The organism is Stenotrophomonas maltophilia, from assembly GCF_900186865.1.
In the GTDB taxonomy this organism is placed as follows: Bacteria; Pseudomonadota; Gammaproteobacteria; order Xanthomonadales; family Xanthomonadaceae; genus Stenotrophomonas; species Stenotrophomonas maltophilia.
Window position 1 is genome coordinate 4857665 of the sequence record NZ_LT906480.1, and the last position, 16208, is coordinate 4873872.

Here is a 16208-nt window from a genome sequence, read left to right on the forward strand (position 1 = left end):
ATGTCAATGTCGATCCCGCCGATTCCCTCGCTGGTCCAGCCGACCTATCACGCCTGGGTGCGCCCGATCGCACACGCTTCGTTCTGGCTGTCGCTGCTGCTCACGGTGTACTTCGTGATGCAGGGGCTGCTGCTGTGGCCGCTGCACAACCTTCCGATCTGGCATCTGGTTGAGAGGGAAGTACAAGACCAGCACCTGCACAGCCTGACCTGGCTGTTGGCGCATCCGGTGGTCGCGTCGATGATTGCCGCGCTGCTGTGCCTGGCCTCGACGCTGGCCAGCTGGGGCCTGCTGCGCGAGCGCAGCTGGGGCCTGTGGAGCTTTGTGGTGATCCTGCTGCTGAGCGCATTGGCCAACTTTGCGATCGCCGGCTGGTTGGACGTGTTCATGCGTGACGTCATCCCGTTTCTCTCCGACGACGCCGTCCTGCAGCAGGAACTCCATCTGAAACGCGGGTTGATCACGCTGACCGTGGTGGCCATGTCATTGGTGCTCCTCGGCCTGCAGGGCTGGCTGGCCTGGCGCCTGTTGCGGCCGGACCTCCGCTCGCGCTTCCACTGAGCCCCCCCCTTTCCCGCACGACAAGGACCGTCGCTTGCGCTTACCGACCCTTCTCCCCGCATTGCTGCTGTTGACTGCGCTGCCTGCCAGCGCCGACGCGCTGCAATGTGGCGAATACCGCAGCGCCGATGGCGGCATGGCGCTGGTGTTCACCAGTCCCGGCAGCGGCTACCACCACGATGATGGCAGCGAGCCGCAGCCGCTGTGGGTTGATCGCGGTGCGGCACAGACGCGGTTGGTCATGCTCGACGATGGCGTGGCGCAGCCGATCCGGATCAGCGCCGATGGGCAGCGCATCGAGCACGACGGGGTGGTGCTCTACATCCTGCGCCAGCCCCGCGCCTGCGCCAGCGAGCCCAGCGCGATGGACGGCAGCTGCCGCGCCGCCGGCAGCCACTGCGTTGCACGGCTGCCCACGGCCTCACCCGGCCAGGCCCAGCGTGCGTGCAGCGAAGGCGTTGGCGCGGGCTGCTCGGCGCTGCTGCGCCAGCTTCGCGATGGAACAACTGTAGCCGGCAGCGATGACACCAGCCCCGCGCGCTTCGAACGCCCGCCCATCTGCCGCGAACACACGCCCGGCCATGACCCGCAGGCCTGCGAGACGCTGACCGGCGATGCGCTAGCCGCCGCCATGCAGAAGGTCGGTGAACGCCTGCAACAGGAAGACGAAGACATGCCGGATTCACCGCTTCCGGCCGCTGCACGCGATCGCCTGCAGCAGTTGTGCCTGCAGCAACGTGGTGGCCGCTTCTGCGTCGAAGTAGCCGCACAGCAGCTGATCGCGCTGGAGCCCGCATTGGCGGTGCAGGCGCTGCAGGTGGTCTGCGATGCCGGCCGCGCCAGCGCCTGCGAACGCATCGCACCGCTGCGCGGTCCCGGCACCGACCTGCGCCTCGTCCCGGCCCAGCAGGTGCCCTGCGGCCGCTACCAGGCCGATGGAGGCGTGATCGACAGGCTCGACTTCGGCGATGGCACCCGGGCCCGCCTGCAGAACGGCGCCATCCACATGCAGCAGAACGGCGAAACCCTTGTGCTGCGCCAGCTCGGCAACGGCGATCTGCTCGGCATGGATGCGCAGACCGCCTACCAGCGTTACCAGCCCGTGCCCGGCACGGCACGGCAGAATGTACGCCCCCGCGCGAGGGCCCTGGTTCGCCGTAGCGCCTGGAGTTTCCCGTTCGATCGTCAAGGAGACGACATGCATTCACCCGCACCGCGCCAGCGCTGGCTGGCCTGGGCGTTGCTGCTGGCCGCACCGATGGCCGCCGCACAGTCACCACAATGCGGCCTGTTCAAGGCCGACGAAGGCAGCAGCACGCTGCGCATCAGCTCACCCAACCGTGGCGAGCAGAAGCACTTCGGCAGTGCACCGTCTCCGGTCGCGTTCCAGCAGATCGACGGAAAGCTGCAACTGGTGAACCTGGAACATGGCCTGCCCAGCGCGCTGCAGGTGCGCGACCGTGGCCGCACGGTCGAGGTGGATGGCACGACCTACATCCTGCTGGCCCCCGAACAATGCGCCGCCGCAGCCACACCGGCTGAAGGCAGCTGCCTGGCCAATGCCGTGGCCTGCCTGGACAACCGTCACGAAGCCACTCCGGCCGCGCTGGAAGCAGGGTGCCGGGAAGGCGTGCCCGGCATGTGCCTGCAACTGGCTGATCGTTGGCATGAGGAGGCTAAACCTGTCGTCGAAGCCGATCCTGTCCAGCAGAAGGCGGCCCTCGACGCCGCCCTGTCCGGTATCAAGCTCCCCGCTGCCTGTGACAACGGTGGCTTCGAACAGGAAACCCCGGCATGTGCCGCCGCGCTCGAGGCCGACCCCGCAGTGCAGGCGCAGCTGGTCAAGGCCGCGATGACGGCAGCCATGACCGAAGCCATGGTGACGATGACGGCGCCGACCGTGCCGGTGATCATTCCGGCTGAGCGGCGGCAACAGTTGTTGCGGCTGTGCCGCGAGGTAGCGCATGGCGGCTTCTGCGAGCGGGTGGCCGAACTGTCCTGGGACGCGGGAGATCCCCTGCTGGCGGTGCAGGCGCTGGCTGCGGCCTGTACACCGGGCAACGACACCGCCACCTGCGAGCGTCTACCGGCGTTGCAGGCGCTGGGCGCATCATTGCAACCGCAACCGGCAACGGCCCTGCCCTGCGGCAACTACCGGGCCGATGGCGGTCTGATGGACACGCTGGACTTCGGTGACAACGGCCTGGTCGGCGTTGGCTGGAACAGTCATCTCCGCGCCCGCGTCGAAGAGGGCGACATCCGCATCCGCCACGACAGGGGCGGCGACTTCGTGCTGCGTCCGCTGCCTGGCGGCCAACTGCTGGGCCTGGATACCTGGACCCGCTTCCAGGTGTTCACCCCCACTGGCGATGGCCCGGGCCGCTGCAGTGCACCGAAGCAATACACCGTGCTGCCGCTACCCCAGGATTGCCCGCAGGCGCTCGCTGCCGGCGGGGCGGAAGCCTGCTGCGCGCAGGGCAAGCTGCAGGGCTGCAACGTACTCGGCAACCGCCTTGCGCTGTCCGGGCACTGGCTGCAGGCCGCCGAGCACTACACCACGGTCTGCCGCGCCGGCGTCCGCGAGGGCTGCGAGAACCTGGTCACGGCCCAGGGCAACGATGCCGAGGTGGATGCACATGCACTGCTGGACCGGCTGTGCAAGGCCGACCGCAGTGGCCTGCACGTGGCCTGCGACGTGCTCGGCACCCAGAACTGGGAACTGATCGATCTGGGCCGCGCGCTGCAGAAGGCGGCCGATGACGCGGCATCAGACGACACCCCGCCGCCACGCCATTCCAACCGCAAGCGCTGAGCCGGCCAGGGCCTGTCCGCAGCTTCGGGCGGGCCCTGCGGTAAAGTACGCGCCATGAACGAATTCGAGCGCGTGCGCGCCTACCTCACCGACCTGCAGGACCGCATCTGTGCGGCGATCGAGGCCGTCGATGGCCGGGCCCGCTTCCAGGAAGACCTGTGGCAGCGTGCCGAGGGCGGCGGTGGGCGCACCCGCGTGCTGCGCGACGGCGCGGTGTTCGAGCAGGCCGGTATCGGCTTTTCCGATGTGTCCGGCAGCCGCCTGCCGCCGTCGGCCTCGGCCAACCGCCCGGAACTGGCCGGCGCCTCCTGGCGCGCCACCGGCGTGTCGCTGGTGTTCCACCCGCTCAACCCCTACGTGCCGACCACCCATGCCAACGTGCGCTTCTTCCAGGCGCAGCGCGATGGTGAAGTGGTGGCCAGCTGGTTCGGCGGCGGCTTCGACCTGACCCCGTTCTATCCGTTCGACGAGGATGTGCAGCACTGGCACAAGGTGGCACGCGATCTGTGTGCGCCGTTCGGCGACGAACGCTATGCCGCGCACAAGCGCTGGTGTGATGAGTACTTCTTCCTGCGCCACCGCAATGAAACGCGCGGCGTCGGCGGGCTGTTCTTCGACGACCTGCACGGCGACTTCGAGCGCGACTTCGCTTATCTGCGTGCGGTCGGCGATGGTTTCCTCGACGCCTACCTGCCGATCGTGCAGCAGCGCAAGGACGCCCTCTATGGCGAGCGCGAACGCGAGTTCCAGCTGTACCGCCGCGGCCGCTACGTGGAGTTCAACCTGGTCTACGACCGCGGCACGCTGTTCGGCCTGCAGAGCGGCGGCCGCAGCGAGAGCATCCTGATGAGCCTGCCGCCACGGGTGCGCTGGGAGTACGGCTTCGCGCCGGAAGCGGGCAGCGCCGAGGCGCGCCTGGCCGACTATCTGGTGCCGCGCGACTGGCTGTGATCTTCCGGCGCCACGCCTGACCCGTGGCGCCCTCTCCTGCCTGTGGTGCGCCCCGCACCGGACAGGCCCTGCTCACTTCCTTCAAGGATGACCCCATGCCCGCTGCTGTTTCCCCCCGCCCTCGCGCCGCGGGCTGGCGTGCCCTGCTGGTGCTCGCGCTGGCCTCGGCCAGCCTGCCGGCCGCCGCGCAGTCGATGGCCTGCGGCACCTACAAGGACAGCAACGGCAACACCACGCTGACCCTGGAGAGCGAAGGCCACGGCTTCCTGTCCGGCCCCTACCAGGCCACCGAGGAGCTGCGCATCGCCCGCCAGGAAGACGTGCTCGGTACCGGCAACCTCTCCACGGGCCAGCTGGAAAACTGGTACTTCTCGGACAACGACCGCACGATCAGCACGCCCTATCGCGAGTTCACCCGTGAGCACGCCGCCGCCTGCAAGACGATGCCGCAGCCCGTCGAGGACGGTTGCGTGATGAACACCTCCGAGTGCCTGGAGGCGCTGCCAGAGGCCGCACCCGTGAAACTGCACGCCTGGTGCGCCGAGGGCGTGGGCGCAGCCTGCATGCGCCTGCTGGAGACCTACCAGCAGCAGGCCAAGGACGCAGCGCCCAGAAAGGAAGAACCGCCGATTCCCGAGATCTGCAGGGAGGAGCTGCCCTCGTTCGACGCCGAGGGTTGCATGACGGCAGCCAAGGAGATTGCCTCGGAAATGATGGGCAAAGCCCTGCTCGGCCTGCAGCATTCCGTGGATGCGCCTCTGCCACCTGCACAGCTTGATGAACTGATCGACCTTTGCCGCGTGCAACAGGGCGAAACGTTCTGCGCCGACACCGCCGAAACCTTGTGGAGCAGTGGCCGCCTGCAGGAGGCCCGCGATGCGCTGCAGCGATCCTGTGCACAGCGCGCGGATGCCCCGGCCTGCGGTCCGGCCAAAGACCTTGCCGTTCTCGCCAGCGCCCCCGCGGCAGCGCTCACGCCGGTGCCGGCCGCCGCACTGCCCTGTGGCAGCTTTGAAGCCGAGCGCAGCGTGCTGTCGCAGCTGCGTTTCCTCGAGGGTGGTGTGGTTGAGGCCGGTGGCCGCGAACAGCCACTGCGGACAAGCCTGCGCGATGGCCGCATCCTGATCCACCGCGATATCGGCAGCGACTTCGTTCTTCAGCTGCTGCAGAACGGCAACCTGGTCGGTATCGACAGCGGCAATCGATTCGCCTACTACGAGCGCAAACCGGCGGCCGGCACTACCCGCTGCACACCGTGAATGATGCCCTGTAGCGTCGAGCCCATGCTCGGTGCTGCACGATCAGGTGCCCTTCCGCGGAAGGATGGTGATGTGCCCGGTCGTCTCCAGCAGGGCGATCTGCACATCCTCGATCCGCAGGCCACCCTGCTGGCGCAACGCAGCATCGAAATCGGCCCGGCTGATCAGTTCGCGGCGGAGAACACCCTCCAAAAGCCGGCCATCGCGCGCGATTACGGTAGGTTCTCCTTCGATCATCCGCTCCATGCGTCGATTCCGGGTGGTCAGCCAGCCCACCCCATAGTTGAGCAGGATGAGGGTCGCGGCCAGCAGCAGGCCGCCGCCCAGCGAGGTATCGGTGCCCAGCAGCGCGTTCTGCACCGCATTGCCCAGCAGCACGATCAACAGCACGTCGAAGGGCGTGATCTGCCCTAGAGCCCGCTTGCCGCCAAGCCGGACCATGCCCAGCACCACGACATAGACCACCACCGCGCGCAGGATGAACTCCCACCAGGGCATTGCCAGTGCAAACAGATCGGGCATGGTCTTCCCCTGTGGAACGGTAGCCCAGCCTAGCACCAAGGATCTGACCCCATCCCTGGTGCTGCGGCGGCACAAATAAAAAGCCCCGCTGACCAGGGGGAGGTCAACGGGGCCGGGGAACGGGCACTTGGGGAGGAGTCCCCGTTCCGAGATCTGCTCCAGGGGATGGGAGAGATCCACAACAGGCGTTGCGCCTGTCGAGAGTTATAGAAGCACTCCGAACACTAACGGTTCGTGAAGGGGCCCAATTTAATGAACCTCGATCAGGACAACATTCATGATCGAGTCAGAAACCTCTGACGAATGAACGAATTCACGTCGTTTTCGGCCTGAAATGCCCTCAGTGCGCTTCGTCCCAGTTGTTGCCGACGCCGGTATCGACCACCAGCGGCACCCGCAGTTTGGCCGCTTGCGACATGCGCTCGACCACCTGCAAACGCAAGTCTTCAACGAAACTGCTTTCGGTTTCGAACACCAGTTCATCGTGCACCTGCAGGATCATCCGTGCCGGTGCGCCGCTGTCACGCAGCCACTGGTCCACGTCCACCATCGCGCGTTTGATGATGTCGGCGGCGGTGCCCTGCATCGGCGCGTTGATCGCCGCGCGTTCGGCACCGGCGCGCAGGCCCTGGTTACGTGCATGAATGTCGTTCAGGTACAGGCGACGACCAAACAGGGTTTCCACATAGCCCTGGTCGCGGGCCTGCTGGCGCATCCGCTCCATGAAATCGCGCACGCCCGGGTAGCGGCTGAAGTACAGCGCCACGTAGTCCTGCGCCTGGCCACGGTCGATGCCCAGGTTGCGGGCCAGGCCGAAGGCGCTCATGCCGTACATCAGCCCGAAGTTGATCGCCTTGGCGGCGCGGCGCTCGTTCGGGGTCACTTCCTCCAGCGTGCGCCCGAACACCTCGGCGGCGGTGGCACGGTGCACGTCGGCGCCCTGCTCGAAGGCACGCACCAGGCCCGGGTCCTCGGACAGGTGGGCCATGATCCGCAGTTCGATCTGCGAATAGTCGGCCGCCAGCAGCTGGAAGCCCTCCGGGGCGATGAACGCGCGGCGGATGCGGCGACCATCCTCGGTGCGGATCGGGATGTTCTGCAGGTTCGGGTCCGACGAGGACAGGCGGCCGGTGGCGGCACCGGACTGGTGGTAGCTGGTATGCACGCGGCCGGTGTCCGGGTTGACCATCTCCGGCAGCTTGTCGGTGTAGGTGCTGCGCAGCTTGGCCAGCCCGCGGTACTCCAGGATCACGCGCGGCAGCTCGTGCTGGTCGGCAATCGCCTCCAGCGCCTCTTCATTGGTGCTGGGCTGGCCCTTGGGAGTCTTCACCACCGCCGGCAGCTTCAACTCGTCGAACAGCACCGCCTGCAGCTGCTTGGGCGAATCCAGGTTGAAGCTGCGCCCGGCCAGCTCGGTGGCTTTCTGCTGCGCGGCCAGCATGCGCGAAGACAGGTCCTGGCTCTGCCGGCGCAGTTCGTCGGTGTCGACCCGCACGCCGTTGGCTTCGATGCTGGCCAGCACCGGCACCAGCGGCATCTCGATGCCGCGGTAAACGCTGTCCAGCGCCGGCTCGGCCAGCAGCTGCGGCTGCAGCGCGTGGTGCAGGCGCAGGGTGATGTCGGCGTCCTCGGCGGCGTAGCGGCTGGCCTCGTCGATGCCCACCTGCGAGAACGGAATCTGCTTGGCGCCCTTGCCGGCCACGTCCTCGAACTTGATGGTGCTGTAGCCCAGGTAGCGCAGCGCCAGCGAATCCATGTCGTGGCGGGTGGCGGTGGAATTGAGCACGAAGCTCTCGAGCATGGTGTCGTCGTGGTAGCCCTGCACCTGCACGCCGTGGCGGCGCAGCACGTGCAGGTCGTACTTGCCGTGCTGGCCCAGCTTCTTCTTCGCCGGGTCCTGCAGCACCGGGCGCAGTGCGTCCAGCACCTGCTGCATCGGCAGCTGGGCCGGCGCGCCCGGGTAATCGTGGCCGACCGGAATGTACGCCGCCCTGCCCGGCTCGACGGCCAGGCTGATGCCCACCAGCCGCGCGCGCATCGCGTCCAGTGCATCGGTCTCGGTATCGAAGCTGATCAGGTCGGCCTGCTGCAGGCGTTCGACCCAGGCCTGCAGCTGCTCGGCGCTCAGCACGGTCTCGTATTCACCCGGCGCGGACAGTGCCGGATCCAGCGTGCCGGCGGCGGGCGCCTCGACGCTGCCACGCGCGAAGCCGGCCGCAGTGCCGCGCAGGCTCGGGGTCGCCTCGCTGGCGGCCACCGGTGCCGGCACCGGCGCACCCAGCTCCTTCAGCGCCTGGGTGAAGCCGTAGCGCGCATACAGCTCGGTCAGCTCCGGCACGTCCTGCTCGCGCAGGGCCAACGTGGTCGGGCTGGCGTCCAGCGCCAGGTCGGTGCGGATGGTCACCAGCTCGCGGTTCAGCGGCAGACGCTCCAGCGCCGCGCGCAGGTTTTCGCCGATCTTGCCCTTCATGGTGGGCGCGGCCGCCATCACCCCATCCAGGTGCTGGTACTCGGCCAGCCACTTGGCAGCGGTCTTCGGCCCGCACTTCTCGACGCCCGGCACGTTGTCGACCGCGTCGCCCATCAGCGCCAGCAGGTCGATGATCTGGTCGGCGCGCACGCCGAATTTCTCCATCACCGCCGCATCCGAATCCATGCGGCTGCCGGTCATGGTGTTGACCAGCTCGATGCCCGGGCGCACCAGCTGGGCGAAGTCCTTGTCGCCGGTGGAAATGGTCACCTTCAGGTCCTGCGCCAGGCCCTGGAGGGCCAGCGTGCCGATCACATCGTCGGCTTCCACGCCGGGGACGCGCAGGATGCTGATGCCCAGCGCCTCGACGATGCGGCACATCGGCTCGACCTGGCTGCGCAGCTCATCGGGCATCGGCGGGCGGTTGGCCTTGTACTGGTCGTACAGGTCGTCACGGAAGGTCTTGCCGGGCGCATCGACCACGAACGCGACGTAGGCCGGGCGTTCCTTCAGCGTCGAACGCAGCATGTTGACCACGCCGAACAGTGCGCCAGTGGGTTCACCCTGTGCATTGGACAGGGGCGGCAGCGCGTGGAACGCGCGGTACAGGTAACTGGACCCGTCGATCAGGACTAATCTGCTCATGGGCCGATTCTACGCGCCCGTGCCTGCACCGCGACGACACGGCACGCACCTGGCGATGGGGCATAATCAGGGCTCTCTCCAGGCAAAGGCCCCCGCCGATGAAGACCCTGATGCTGGCTTCCCTGCTCCTGCTCGCTGGCTGCGCCAGCATGGGTGGCGCAGGTGCTCCCCCGGTGGACGTCAAGGGCGCCGATGTCTCCAAGCGCACCATGGACAACGGCGATGTCATCGAGGAATACCGTGTGTCCGGCCAGCTGCGCATGGTCAAGGTGACGCCATCGCGCGGTGCTCCGTTCTACATGTACGACAAGAACGGCGACGGCCGTTTCGACAACGACAAGGACGGTGTGTCGCCGGTGTACTGGAAGCTGTACAGCTGGTGAGGTGACCGGGGTCAGAGCGATCGGCACGGCGTATCCACGCATGGCGTGGATCTACCGGGACAACGAACGTGGATCCACGCCATGCGTGGGTGACCGCCTATCAGTAGATCCACGCCATGCGTGGATATGGCCTTCCCCGCCCCCCACAAAAAACAACGCCGGCGCGCATCCTGCGGCCGGCGTCGGGTCCCCTCCCCGGGAACGCTTGAATCAGCGGATGACCAGCACCGGCAGCGTGCTGCGTGCCAGCACCTCGGCGGTCTGGCTGCCCAGCAGCACGCGGGTCACGCCACGGCGGCCGTGCGACGTCATCACGATCAGGTCACTGTTGCGCTCGCCCGCCGTCTCGATGATGCCGTCGGCCGCATAGCGGTCCAGCACGTGCACCGGGTTGGCGGTAATGCCCTGCTCGGCGGCCTTGGCCAGCGCCGGCTGCAGCACCTTCTGCGCGCCTTCCTCGCGGTCGGCCTTGTACTCGGGGCTGTTCATGTAGCCCACGCTCCAGCCCATGGCGTCGTACATGCCGACGGCCCACGGCTCGGAAACAGTCACGATATCGACCTCGGCGTTGAGGTCCTTGGCCAGCTCCAGGCCCTTGGCCAGGCCTTTGTCGGCCAGCTCGGATCCGTCGGTGGCAATCAGGATGCGCTTGTACATGGTGGGGCTCCGTGGCGGTCTGCCAGATGGGAACGACACCATTGCACACCGGATGTGCAGGCCGCGCCTTGAGCAGAATCAATCCGGCGCCGCGCATTGGCGTGTGCGCACCGCCCGCTTGCACGCACCGGTCGGGCGGCGCATGCTCGGCGGGCGGCGCACTGCCGCGCCCAAGGACGACCGACATGCAGGACAACAAGCCGCCCGTCTGAAGTTCCCAGAAATCCATCATGGTCGCCGCGATCATCGCCTTGGCGGTGCTGTTCGGCGGCTACCAGATCGGCAAGGACATGGCACTGCGCGACAACGCCCGGCAGTCAGCCGGCCGATAACCTGCTGCCGTAGAGTCGAGCTTGCTCGACTCTTCAGCGCCCCCTACCTTCAGGCGATCTGCACCACGCGTGCGTTCTGGCACAGCGGATAGCTGCCCACGAATTCGGCAATCGCATCACGCATCGCTTCGAACGATCCGCCGTACATGTACAGCGCGGTCTCGGTCGGGCCCTGCCACCAGCTACAGATCTCGCCCAGGCCGTCGATGTTCTCCGACAGCTGTTCGAACACGTGGTTGGAATCGCACTGCTCGTAGACTTCGTCCGGCAGGTTCAGGCCATCCAGGTAGATGCCCAGGCCTTCGGTCACGCCGAAGCTGCGGTCGGTTTCACCCGCGCCCTGCAGCTGCGAACCCTTCGGTGCACCCAGCTGTTCCAGCAGGTCGATCAGCTTCGGCACGCCGTCCGCATCGACCAGCGCCACTTCGATGTCGCCGTACTCGACTTCACCGAGGTCGGATATTGCAGTGCCACCACCGGTCAGCTCGCCCACCTGGGCCGCCTGCAACAGCGCGTCGAGCGGGTCCTCGAACAGTTCGTGGCGATGCTCGGGCTGCAGCCGGGCGTTCAACTTCACGGTGACGTGCAGCGTGGGTTCGGTCATGGGGGCGTTCCTGGAAGATGTCGCCGCCTATTGTAGAGCTGAGCCATGCTCAGCTGCTTTTCCCTGCCCTGACCAACGACACTCCCGCTGCCGGCGAGCCACGCGATAATGCGCATGGCAAGGACACCATTCCAACAGGGGGAATACATGAAGTCGATCATTGGTCTTTCGCTGCTGCTGCTCCTCACCGGCTGCGGCATCCGCACCGAAGTGGTGCGCGTGAACGTGCCCGATATCCGGGTGAATCCCGAAGAGGGTCCGGTAGTGGTGGTGGGGCCGGTGCGCGACGTCCGTCCGGTCTATTACCCGGAAGTTGCGGCAGCCGACCGTGCGAAGAACATTGCCGGGGTGGTTCGTCAAGGCAACGGCGTCCTTGTCTCCATCGAGTCCACCACAGCGGCGGACAAGACACGCGCAATCATGATCCAGGCATTGCGAAACATGGGCTATCGCACCGCCGATCAGTGCGAAACCTCATGTACGCAACTGGAGGCCTCGCTCACCGATTTCTCGGTCAAGATGCCGGCGAACTTCTTCCGGATGGTGTCATCCACACAACAGATGCTGGCCGACATTTCGGTGCAGGTCGTTGCGCGGAAGGAAGGCCAGACCCGTACCTTCACCGCCACCGGGCATGGCGCGAACATCTTCCAGGTGCCATCACGCGAGAACTGGGAAATCGCACTGGAGCGCGCGGTAAAGAGTTTCACCAGCAGCCTGCAGCAGTCGATGTCCGAACAGGATGCGACGGCCGGTTCAAAGGCGCAGGACTGACGCTCTGTCTTTCTGGTAGACCCGAGCCATGTTCGGCTGCCTTTCCCGCCAGAAGCAGCCGAGCATGGGCTCGGCTCTACACCACCAACGCTCAACGCAGGAACGGCGTCACCTTGCGCTTCAGCAACTCCACCAGCACCGGGTCCATGTACTCGTAGTCGTCCGGAATATCCAGGCAGATCACCCGCTTGCCGTTCATCCATGTCTTGTAGCGGCTGGACAGGCGGTTGCGGTGCGCCTTCTCCATCACGAACACCAGGTCCGCCCACTGCAGCAGCTCAGGGCTGAGCACTTCCTCGGCGTCGGCCAGCAGCCCGGCCGAGGCGGTCTCGATGCCCGGCCAATCGGCGAATACCTGCTCGGCCGTCGGGCTGCGCAGGCGGTTCTGGCTGCAGAGGAAGAGCACGTTGCGGGTCATGGGCGCAGCCTAATCGGGGTCGGATCCCTCTTCCAACGGAAAAGGGCTCTGACCCCATACGTGTAACGTCCAACCGCTTTTGTAGAGCCGGGCCTATGCTCGGCTGTTCTTCCCCGCCAACAGCAGCCGAGCATGGCTCGGCTCTACAGGGATCCCGCCCCCCGACGGTGATCAGATCACCGTCAGGTTGGCGTAGGCCATCACCAGCCACTTGCTGCCGGCGTCGGCGAACTCGACCTGCACGCGGGCGTGGGCGCCGCTGCCTTCGTAGTCGGTCACCATGCCTTCTCCGAACTTGGGATGGGTGACCAGCGCGCCGAGCTTGACTGGCGGCGCCTCGATCGAGGCATGGCCCATCACCCGGCTGCTGCCCAGCGAGGCCGGCCGCGAGACCTGCACCTTCGGGCGCACTTCGTGCAGCAGCTCGCGCGGAATCTCGCGCAGGAAGCGCGACGGCAGGCTGTAGTTGTCCTGGCCATGGATGCGGCGCGATTCGGCGTAGCTCAGCACCAGCTTCTGGCGCGCGCGGGTGATGCCGACGTAGGCCAGGCGACGCTCTTCCTCCAGTCGCCCGCTTTCCTCCAGCGAACGTGCGCTGGGGAACAGGCCGTCTTCCATGCCTGCCAGGAACACCAGCGGGAATTCCAGGCCCTTGGCCGAATGCAGGGTCATCAGCTGCACGCCGTCCTCGCCGGCCTGCGCCTGGCCTTCACCGGCCTCCAGCGCGGCGTAGGCCAAGAACGCGACCAGCTCGTCCATGTCCTCGCCCACTTCCTCGATGTCGTCGGCGCGGCGCACGAAGCGCGAAGCGACCGAGACCAGTTCGTCGAGGTTGTCGGTGCGCGATTCCGAATCCAGCGAATTGCGGCTTTCCTTGCTCCAGTGCTCGCGCAGCTGCGAGCGGGCCAACACGTGGTCCACGCGCTCGGCCAGGGTCATGTGCACGGTCTGCGCCTGCAGCTCGTTGACCAGCCCCAGGAAGCCGGCCAGTGCATTGCGCGCGCGTGCGGCCAGCGCGTTGCCCTGGGTGACCAGCATCGTTGCTTCCCACAGCGAGATGCCCTGCGCGCGCGCCTCGCGGCGCACTTCGTCCAGCGTGCGGTCGCCGATGCCCCGGGTAGGCGTGTTGACCGCGCGCTCGAAGGCGGCGTCATCGTTGCGGTTGGACAGCAGGCGCAGGTAAGCCAGCGCGTCCTTGATTTCGGCACGTTCGAAGAAGCGCATGCCGCCGTACACGCGATAGGGCACCTGTTCGCTCAGCAGCGCCTCTTCCAGCGCGCGCGACTGCGCGTTGCTGCGGTAGAGCACGGCCACTTCGGTGTAGCTGCCACCGTCGCGCACCCACTGGCGGGCACGCTCGACGATGTAGCGCGCCTCGTCCATCTCGTTGTACGCCGCGTACAGGTCAATCGGTTCTCCGTCGCCACTGTCGGTCCACAGCTGCTTGCCGATGCGATCCGGGTTGTGCGCGATCACCGCATTGGCAGCGCCGAGGATGTTGGCAGTGGAGCGATAGTTCTGTTCCAGGCGGATGGTCTGCGCACCTGGGAAATCACGCAGGAAGCCCTGCACGTTCTCGACCTTGGCACCGCGCCAGCCGTAGATGGCCTGATCATCGTCGCCGACCACGAACACGTGGCCGGAATCGCCGGCCAGCACGCGCACGAAGGCGTACTGGATGGCATTGGTGTCCTGGAACTCGTCCACCAGGATCTCGCGGAAGCGGGCGCGGTAGTGCGCCAGCAGCGCCGGGTTGTCGCGCAGCAGTTCGTGCGCGCGCAGCAGCAGCTCGGCAAAGTCGACCAGGCCGGCGCGGTCGCAGCGCGCCTGGTACTCGATGTAGGCCTGGCGCATGGTTTCCAGCCACGCATCATGCGGCTCGGGCTGGATGTGCTGCGGGCGGCGACCCTCATCCTTCTGTTCGTTGATCCACCAGGCGATCTGCTTGGCCGGGTACTTGCCGTCGTCCAGTTCCAGCGCCTGCACCACGCGCTTGACCAGCCGCAGCTGATCATCTGAATCCATCACCTGGAAGCCTTCGGGCAGCTTGGCGTCCTGCCAGTGCAGGCGCAGCAGGCGGTTGGCCAGGCCGTGGAAGGTGCCGATCCACATGCCGCGGCTGCCATTGGGCAGCTGCGCGTCGATGCGGTGGCGCATTTCACCGGCCGCCTTGTTGGTGAAGGTCACCGCGAAAATGCCGTGGGTCGGCACGCCTTCGACTTCATGCAGCCAGGCGATGCGGTGGGTGAGTACGCGGGTCTTGCCGGAACCGGCACCGGCCAGCACCAGGTGGTGGCCGGGGGGAGCGGAGACGGCTTCGCGCTGGGCCGGGTTCAGGCCATCAAGCAGGTGGGAGACATCCATGCCCCCATTTTACGGCATCGCCGTCGCGGCTCCTGCGACCACCTGGGTGGCCAGTGCCTGCGCCTGCTGACGCAGTTCAGGCACCGCCAGGCTTTCCCACAGGCTGCCGATGCGCAGGCTGCCGAGCACGCCCAGCCGTGCCTGCGGCTGGCCCCCGGCAGCACACAGGCGGTCGCCCGGCACCGTGCTGTCCAGGCCCAGCCCATGCGGGCCGGGGCGCGCCAGACCATCGGCCTGCAGCTGCTGCAGCAACGGATTGCGCAGCGCACTGGCGCGGGTTTCCACACCGGTGGCGTTGATCACGCCGCCGATCGTCCACTGCTGTTCATTGCCGGTGGCATCGCGACCCGACAGCCGCAGGGCATCGCCTTCGCGGCCGACGCGTTGCAGGCGGGACCGGTGAACACGCAGTTGGCCGCTTTCGATCAGCGCCTGCAGCTGTGCGTCGACCTCTTCGGCGATGCGGTGGCGATGCACGTCCCAGTAGCGCACCACATGGCGCAGGAAGCGGCGCTGGTCGGCCGCGTCGAGGCTGCACCACAGCGCCTGCCCGTGCGGACGGATGCGGTCCATCACGCCCTGCCACGGCAGGCCGTCGGCCTGTGCCTGGCGTGCGAACCCACGCAACGCGCGCAGGCGCTGGCGCAGGTTCATCGGCAGCAGCGTGGCCGGGTCGAACCTGGGCAGGCCACCATGCGCATGCGGCAACGGCAGCAGGCCGTGGCGCGAGATCACATGCAGCGGGCCGGTGTGGCCGGCGGCGACCAATGCCAACACGGTGTCGGCCATGCTCAGGCCGGAGCCTACGATGGCCACGGCCTGCTCGCCGGCCAGGGTGCGTACGCCGTCGTAGTCCCAGGCCTCGATCACGTCATCGGCGGGCAGTGCCTCGGCACCGGCCACCGGCAGCGGCCGCATGCTGTTGCCGGTGGCCAGCACCGCCTGCGCGGCGTGCAGCGTGCTGCCATCGCCGAGTGTCAGCTGGTAGCCATGGTCATCCGGCTGCAGGCCCAGCACCGGCTGCGCGATCACCTGCAGCTGTGCCGGGCTGGTCGCAGCGGCCTCCTGCAGGCGCTGCTGCAGGTAGGCAGCAAAGTAGTGGCGGCACACATAGCGCTCGCCCAGCACCTCGCGCGCCTCGCCCGGGTAGGCATTGGCGGCCATCAGGTAGTCGAGGAAATCGCCGGGCTGGTCGGCAAACGCACTCATCTTCGCCGCCGGCACGTTCAGCAGATGCTCCGGCCATGGCGTGGCATAGGCGATGCCCTGCGCCAGCTGCGAGGCGGGTTCGAAGATGGCCAGCGCCAGCGGCGCCTTGGCCTGGCGCAACACCTGGATCGCCACCAGCACCCCGGCCGCACCACCACCGATGATTGCCAGGTCCAGTTCGCCATTACGCGGTGAATCAGTCATGTGCCGATTGTAGGCCATCGGCGATGACGGGCCGGATTGCCGG

13 protein-coding genes are annotated in these 16208 nt (G+C 67.1%); 6 read left to right on the forward strand and 7 right to left on the reverse strand.

Annotated elements, in window-relative coordinates; translation table 11 throughout:
- The 4 genes from CKW06_RS22830 to CKW06_RS22850 all read left to right on the forward strand — a co-directional run bounded on the left by CKW06_RS22830 (position 1) and on the right by CKW06_RS22850 (position 5583).
- The gene (locus tag CKW06_RS22830; protein WP_024957714.1) at positions 1 to 561 is read left to right on the forward strand and encodes a hypothetical protein; all 561 of its coding nucleotides are present in this window, start codon (positions 1 to 3) and stop codon (positions 559 to 561) included.
- A 1198-nt stretch (positions 562 to 1759) separates the two neighbouring features.
- Positions 1760 to 3373, forward strand: a complete 1614-nt coding sequence (locus CKW06_RS24145) for a hypothetical protein (RefSeq protein WP_024957713.1) — start codon at positions 1760 to 1762, stop codon at positions 3371 to 3373.
- Between the two features lie 54 nt (positions 3374 to 3427).
- The gene (gene hemF, locus CKW06_RS22845; protein ID WP_005414887.1) at positions 3428 to 4324 is read left to right on the forward strand and encodes an oxygen-dependent coproporphyrinogen oxidase; all 897 of its coding nucleotides are present in this window, start codon (positions 3428 to 3430) and stop codon (positions 4322 to 4324) included.
- A gap of 95 nt (positions 4325 to 4419) precedes the next feature.
- Positions 4420 to 5583: a hypothetical protein gene (locus tag CKW06_RS22850; RefSeq protein WP_024957712.1), complete on the forward strand. Its 1164-nt coding sequence runs from the start codon at positions 4420 to 4422 to the stop codon at positions 5581 to 5583.
- A 42-nt stretch (positions 5584 to 5625) separates the two neighbouring features.
- Here the strand turns inward: CKW06_RS22850 and CKW06_RS22855 are convergent, their stop codons facing one another.
- Together CKW06_RS22855 and polA are read right to left on the reverse strand one after the other, a co-directional pair.
- Positions 5626 to 6105, reverse strand: a complete 480-nt coding sequence (locus CKW06_RS22855; protein WP_024957711.1) for a DUF421 domain-containing protein — start codon at positions 6103 to 6105, stop codon at positions 5626 to 5628.
- A gap of 340 nt (positions 6106 to 6445) precedes the next feature.
- Complete coding sequence (gene polA / locus CKW06_RS22860) at positions 6446 to 9220, reverse strand: DNA polymerase I (RefSeq protein ID WP_024957710.1); 2775 nt, start codon at positions 9218 to 9220, stop codon at positions 6446 to 6448.
- Positions 9221 to 9318: 98 nt separating this feature from the next.
- Here polA and CKW06_RS22865 point away from each other — a divergent pair, with 98 nt between their 5' ends.
- Positions 9319 to 9603, forward strand: a complete 285-nt coding sequence (locus tag CKW06_RS22865; protein WP_005411628.1) for a DUF2782 domain-containing protein — start codon at positions 9319 to 9321, stop codon at positions 9601 to 9603.
- A gap of 210 nt (positions 9604 to 9813) precedes the next feature.
- Here CKW06_RS22865 and CKW06_RS22870 read toward each other — a convergent pair whose 3' ends face one another.
- Complete coding sequence (locus CKW06_RS22870; RefSeq protein ID WP_005411629.1) at positions 9814 to 10260, reverse strand: universal stress protein; 447 nt, start codon at positions 10258 to 10260, stop codon at positions 9814 to 9816.
- Between the two features lie 381 nt (positions 10261 to 10641).
- Complete coding sequence (locus CKW06_RS22875; RefSeq protein ID WP_012481617.1) at positions 10642 to 11196, reverse strand: hypothetical protein; 555 nt, start codon at positions 11194 to 11196, stop codon at positions 10642 to 10644.
- A gap of 147 nt (positions 11197 to 11343) precedes the next feature.
- Between CKW06_RS22875 and CKW06_RS22880 the strand changes: the two genes are divergently transcribed.
- The gene (locus tag CKW06_RS22880) at positions 11344 to 11970 is read left to right on the forward strand and encodes a hypothetical protein (RefSeq protein WP_024957802.1); all 627 of its coding nucleotides are present in this window, start codon (positions 11344 to 11346) and stop codon (positions 11968 to 11970) included.
- 91 nt (positions 11971 to 12061) lie between these two features.
- On the opposite strand, the gene CKW06_RS22885 is transcribed toward CKW06_RS22880, so the two are convergent.
- The 3 genes from CKW06_RS22885 to CKW06_RS22895 form a co-directional block, all read right to left on the reverse strand.
- A complete protein-coding gene (locus tag CKW06_RS22885) occupies positions 12062 to 12388 on the reverse strand; it encodes a low molecular weight protein tyrosine phosphatase family protein (RefSeq protein ID WP_024957801.1) in 327 nt (108 codons plus the stop codon).
- 171 nt (positions 12389 to 12559) lie between these two features.
- Positions 12560 to 14752: a DNA helicase II gene (gene uvrD / locus CKW06_RS22890; protein WP_024957800.1), complete on the reverse strand. Its 2193-nt coding sequence runs from the start codon at positions 14750 to 14752 to the stop codon at positions 12560 to 12562.
- 9 nt (positions 14753 to 14761) lie between these two features.
- Positions 14762 to 16183 carry an FAD/NAD(P)-binding protein gene (locus CKW06_RS22895; RefSeq protein WP_024957799.1) on the reverse strand — a complete coding sequence of 474 codons (1422 nt, stop codon included), beginning with the start codon at positions 16181 to 16183 and terminating at the stop codon, positions 14762 to 14764.
- Positions 16184 to 16208: the final 25 nt, after the last annotated feature.

What these genes read in the sequence shown, in the direction of transcription:
- CKW06_RS22830 (WP_024957714.1), top strand. Translation starts at nt 1, where the DNA reads ATGTCAATGTCGATCCCGCCGATTCCCTCGCTGGTCCAGCCGACCTAT.
- CKW06_RS24145 (WP_024957713.1), top strand. Translation starts at nt 1,760, where the DNA reads ATGCATTCACCCGCACCGCGCCAGCGCTGGCTGGCCTGGGCGTTGCTG.
- hemF (WP_005414887.1), top strand. Translation starts at nt 3,428, where the DNA reads ATGAACGAATTCGAGCGCGTGCGCGCCTACCTCACCGACCTGCAGGAC.
- CKW06_RS22850 (WP_024957712.1), top strand. Translation starts at nt 4,420, where the DNA reads ATGCCCGCTGCTGTTTCCCCCCGCCCTCGCGCCGCGGGCTGGCGTGCC.
- CKW06_RS22855 (WP_024957711.1), bottom strand. Translation starts at nt 6,105, where the DNA reads ATGCCCGATCTGTTTGCACTGGCAATGCCCTGGTGGGAGTTCATCCTG.
- polA (WP_024957710.1), bottom strand. Translation starts at nt 9,220, where the DNA reads ATGAGCAGATTAGTCCTGATCGACGGGTCCAGTTACCTGTACCGCGCG.
- CKW06_RS22865 (WP_005411628.1), top strand. Translation starts at nt 9,319, where the DNA reads ATGAAGACCCTGATGCTGGCTTCCCTGCTCCTGCTCGCTGGCTGCGCC.
- CKW06_RS22870 (WP_005411629.1), bottom strand. Translation starts at nt 10,260, where the DNA reads ATGTACAAGCGCATCCTGATTGCCACCGACGGATCCGAGCTGGCCGAC.
- CKW06_RS22875 (WP_012481617.1), bottom strand. Translation starts at nt 11,196, where the DNA reads ATGACCGAACCCACGCTGCACGTCACCGTGAAGTTGAACGCCCGGCTG.
- CKW06_RS22880 (WP_024957802.1), top strand. Translation starts at nt 11,344, where the DNA reads ATGAAGTCGATCATTGGTCTTTCGCTGCTGCTGCTCCTCACCGGCTGC.
- CKW06_RS22885 (WP_024957801.1), bottom strand. Translation starts at nt 12,388, where the DNA reads ATGACCCGCAACGTGCTCTTCCTCTGCAGCCAGAACCGCCTGCGCAGC.
- uvrD (WP_024957800.1), bottom strand. Translation starts at nt 14,752, where the DNA reads ATGGATGTCTCCCACCTGCTTGATGGCCTGAACCCGGCCCAGCGCGAA.
- CKW06_RS22895 (WP_024957799.1), bottom strand. Translation starts at nt 16,183, where the DNA reads ATGGCCTACAATCGGCACATGACTGATTCACCGCGTAATGGCGAACTG.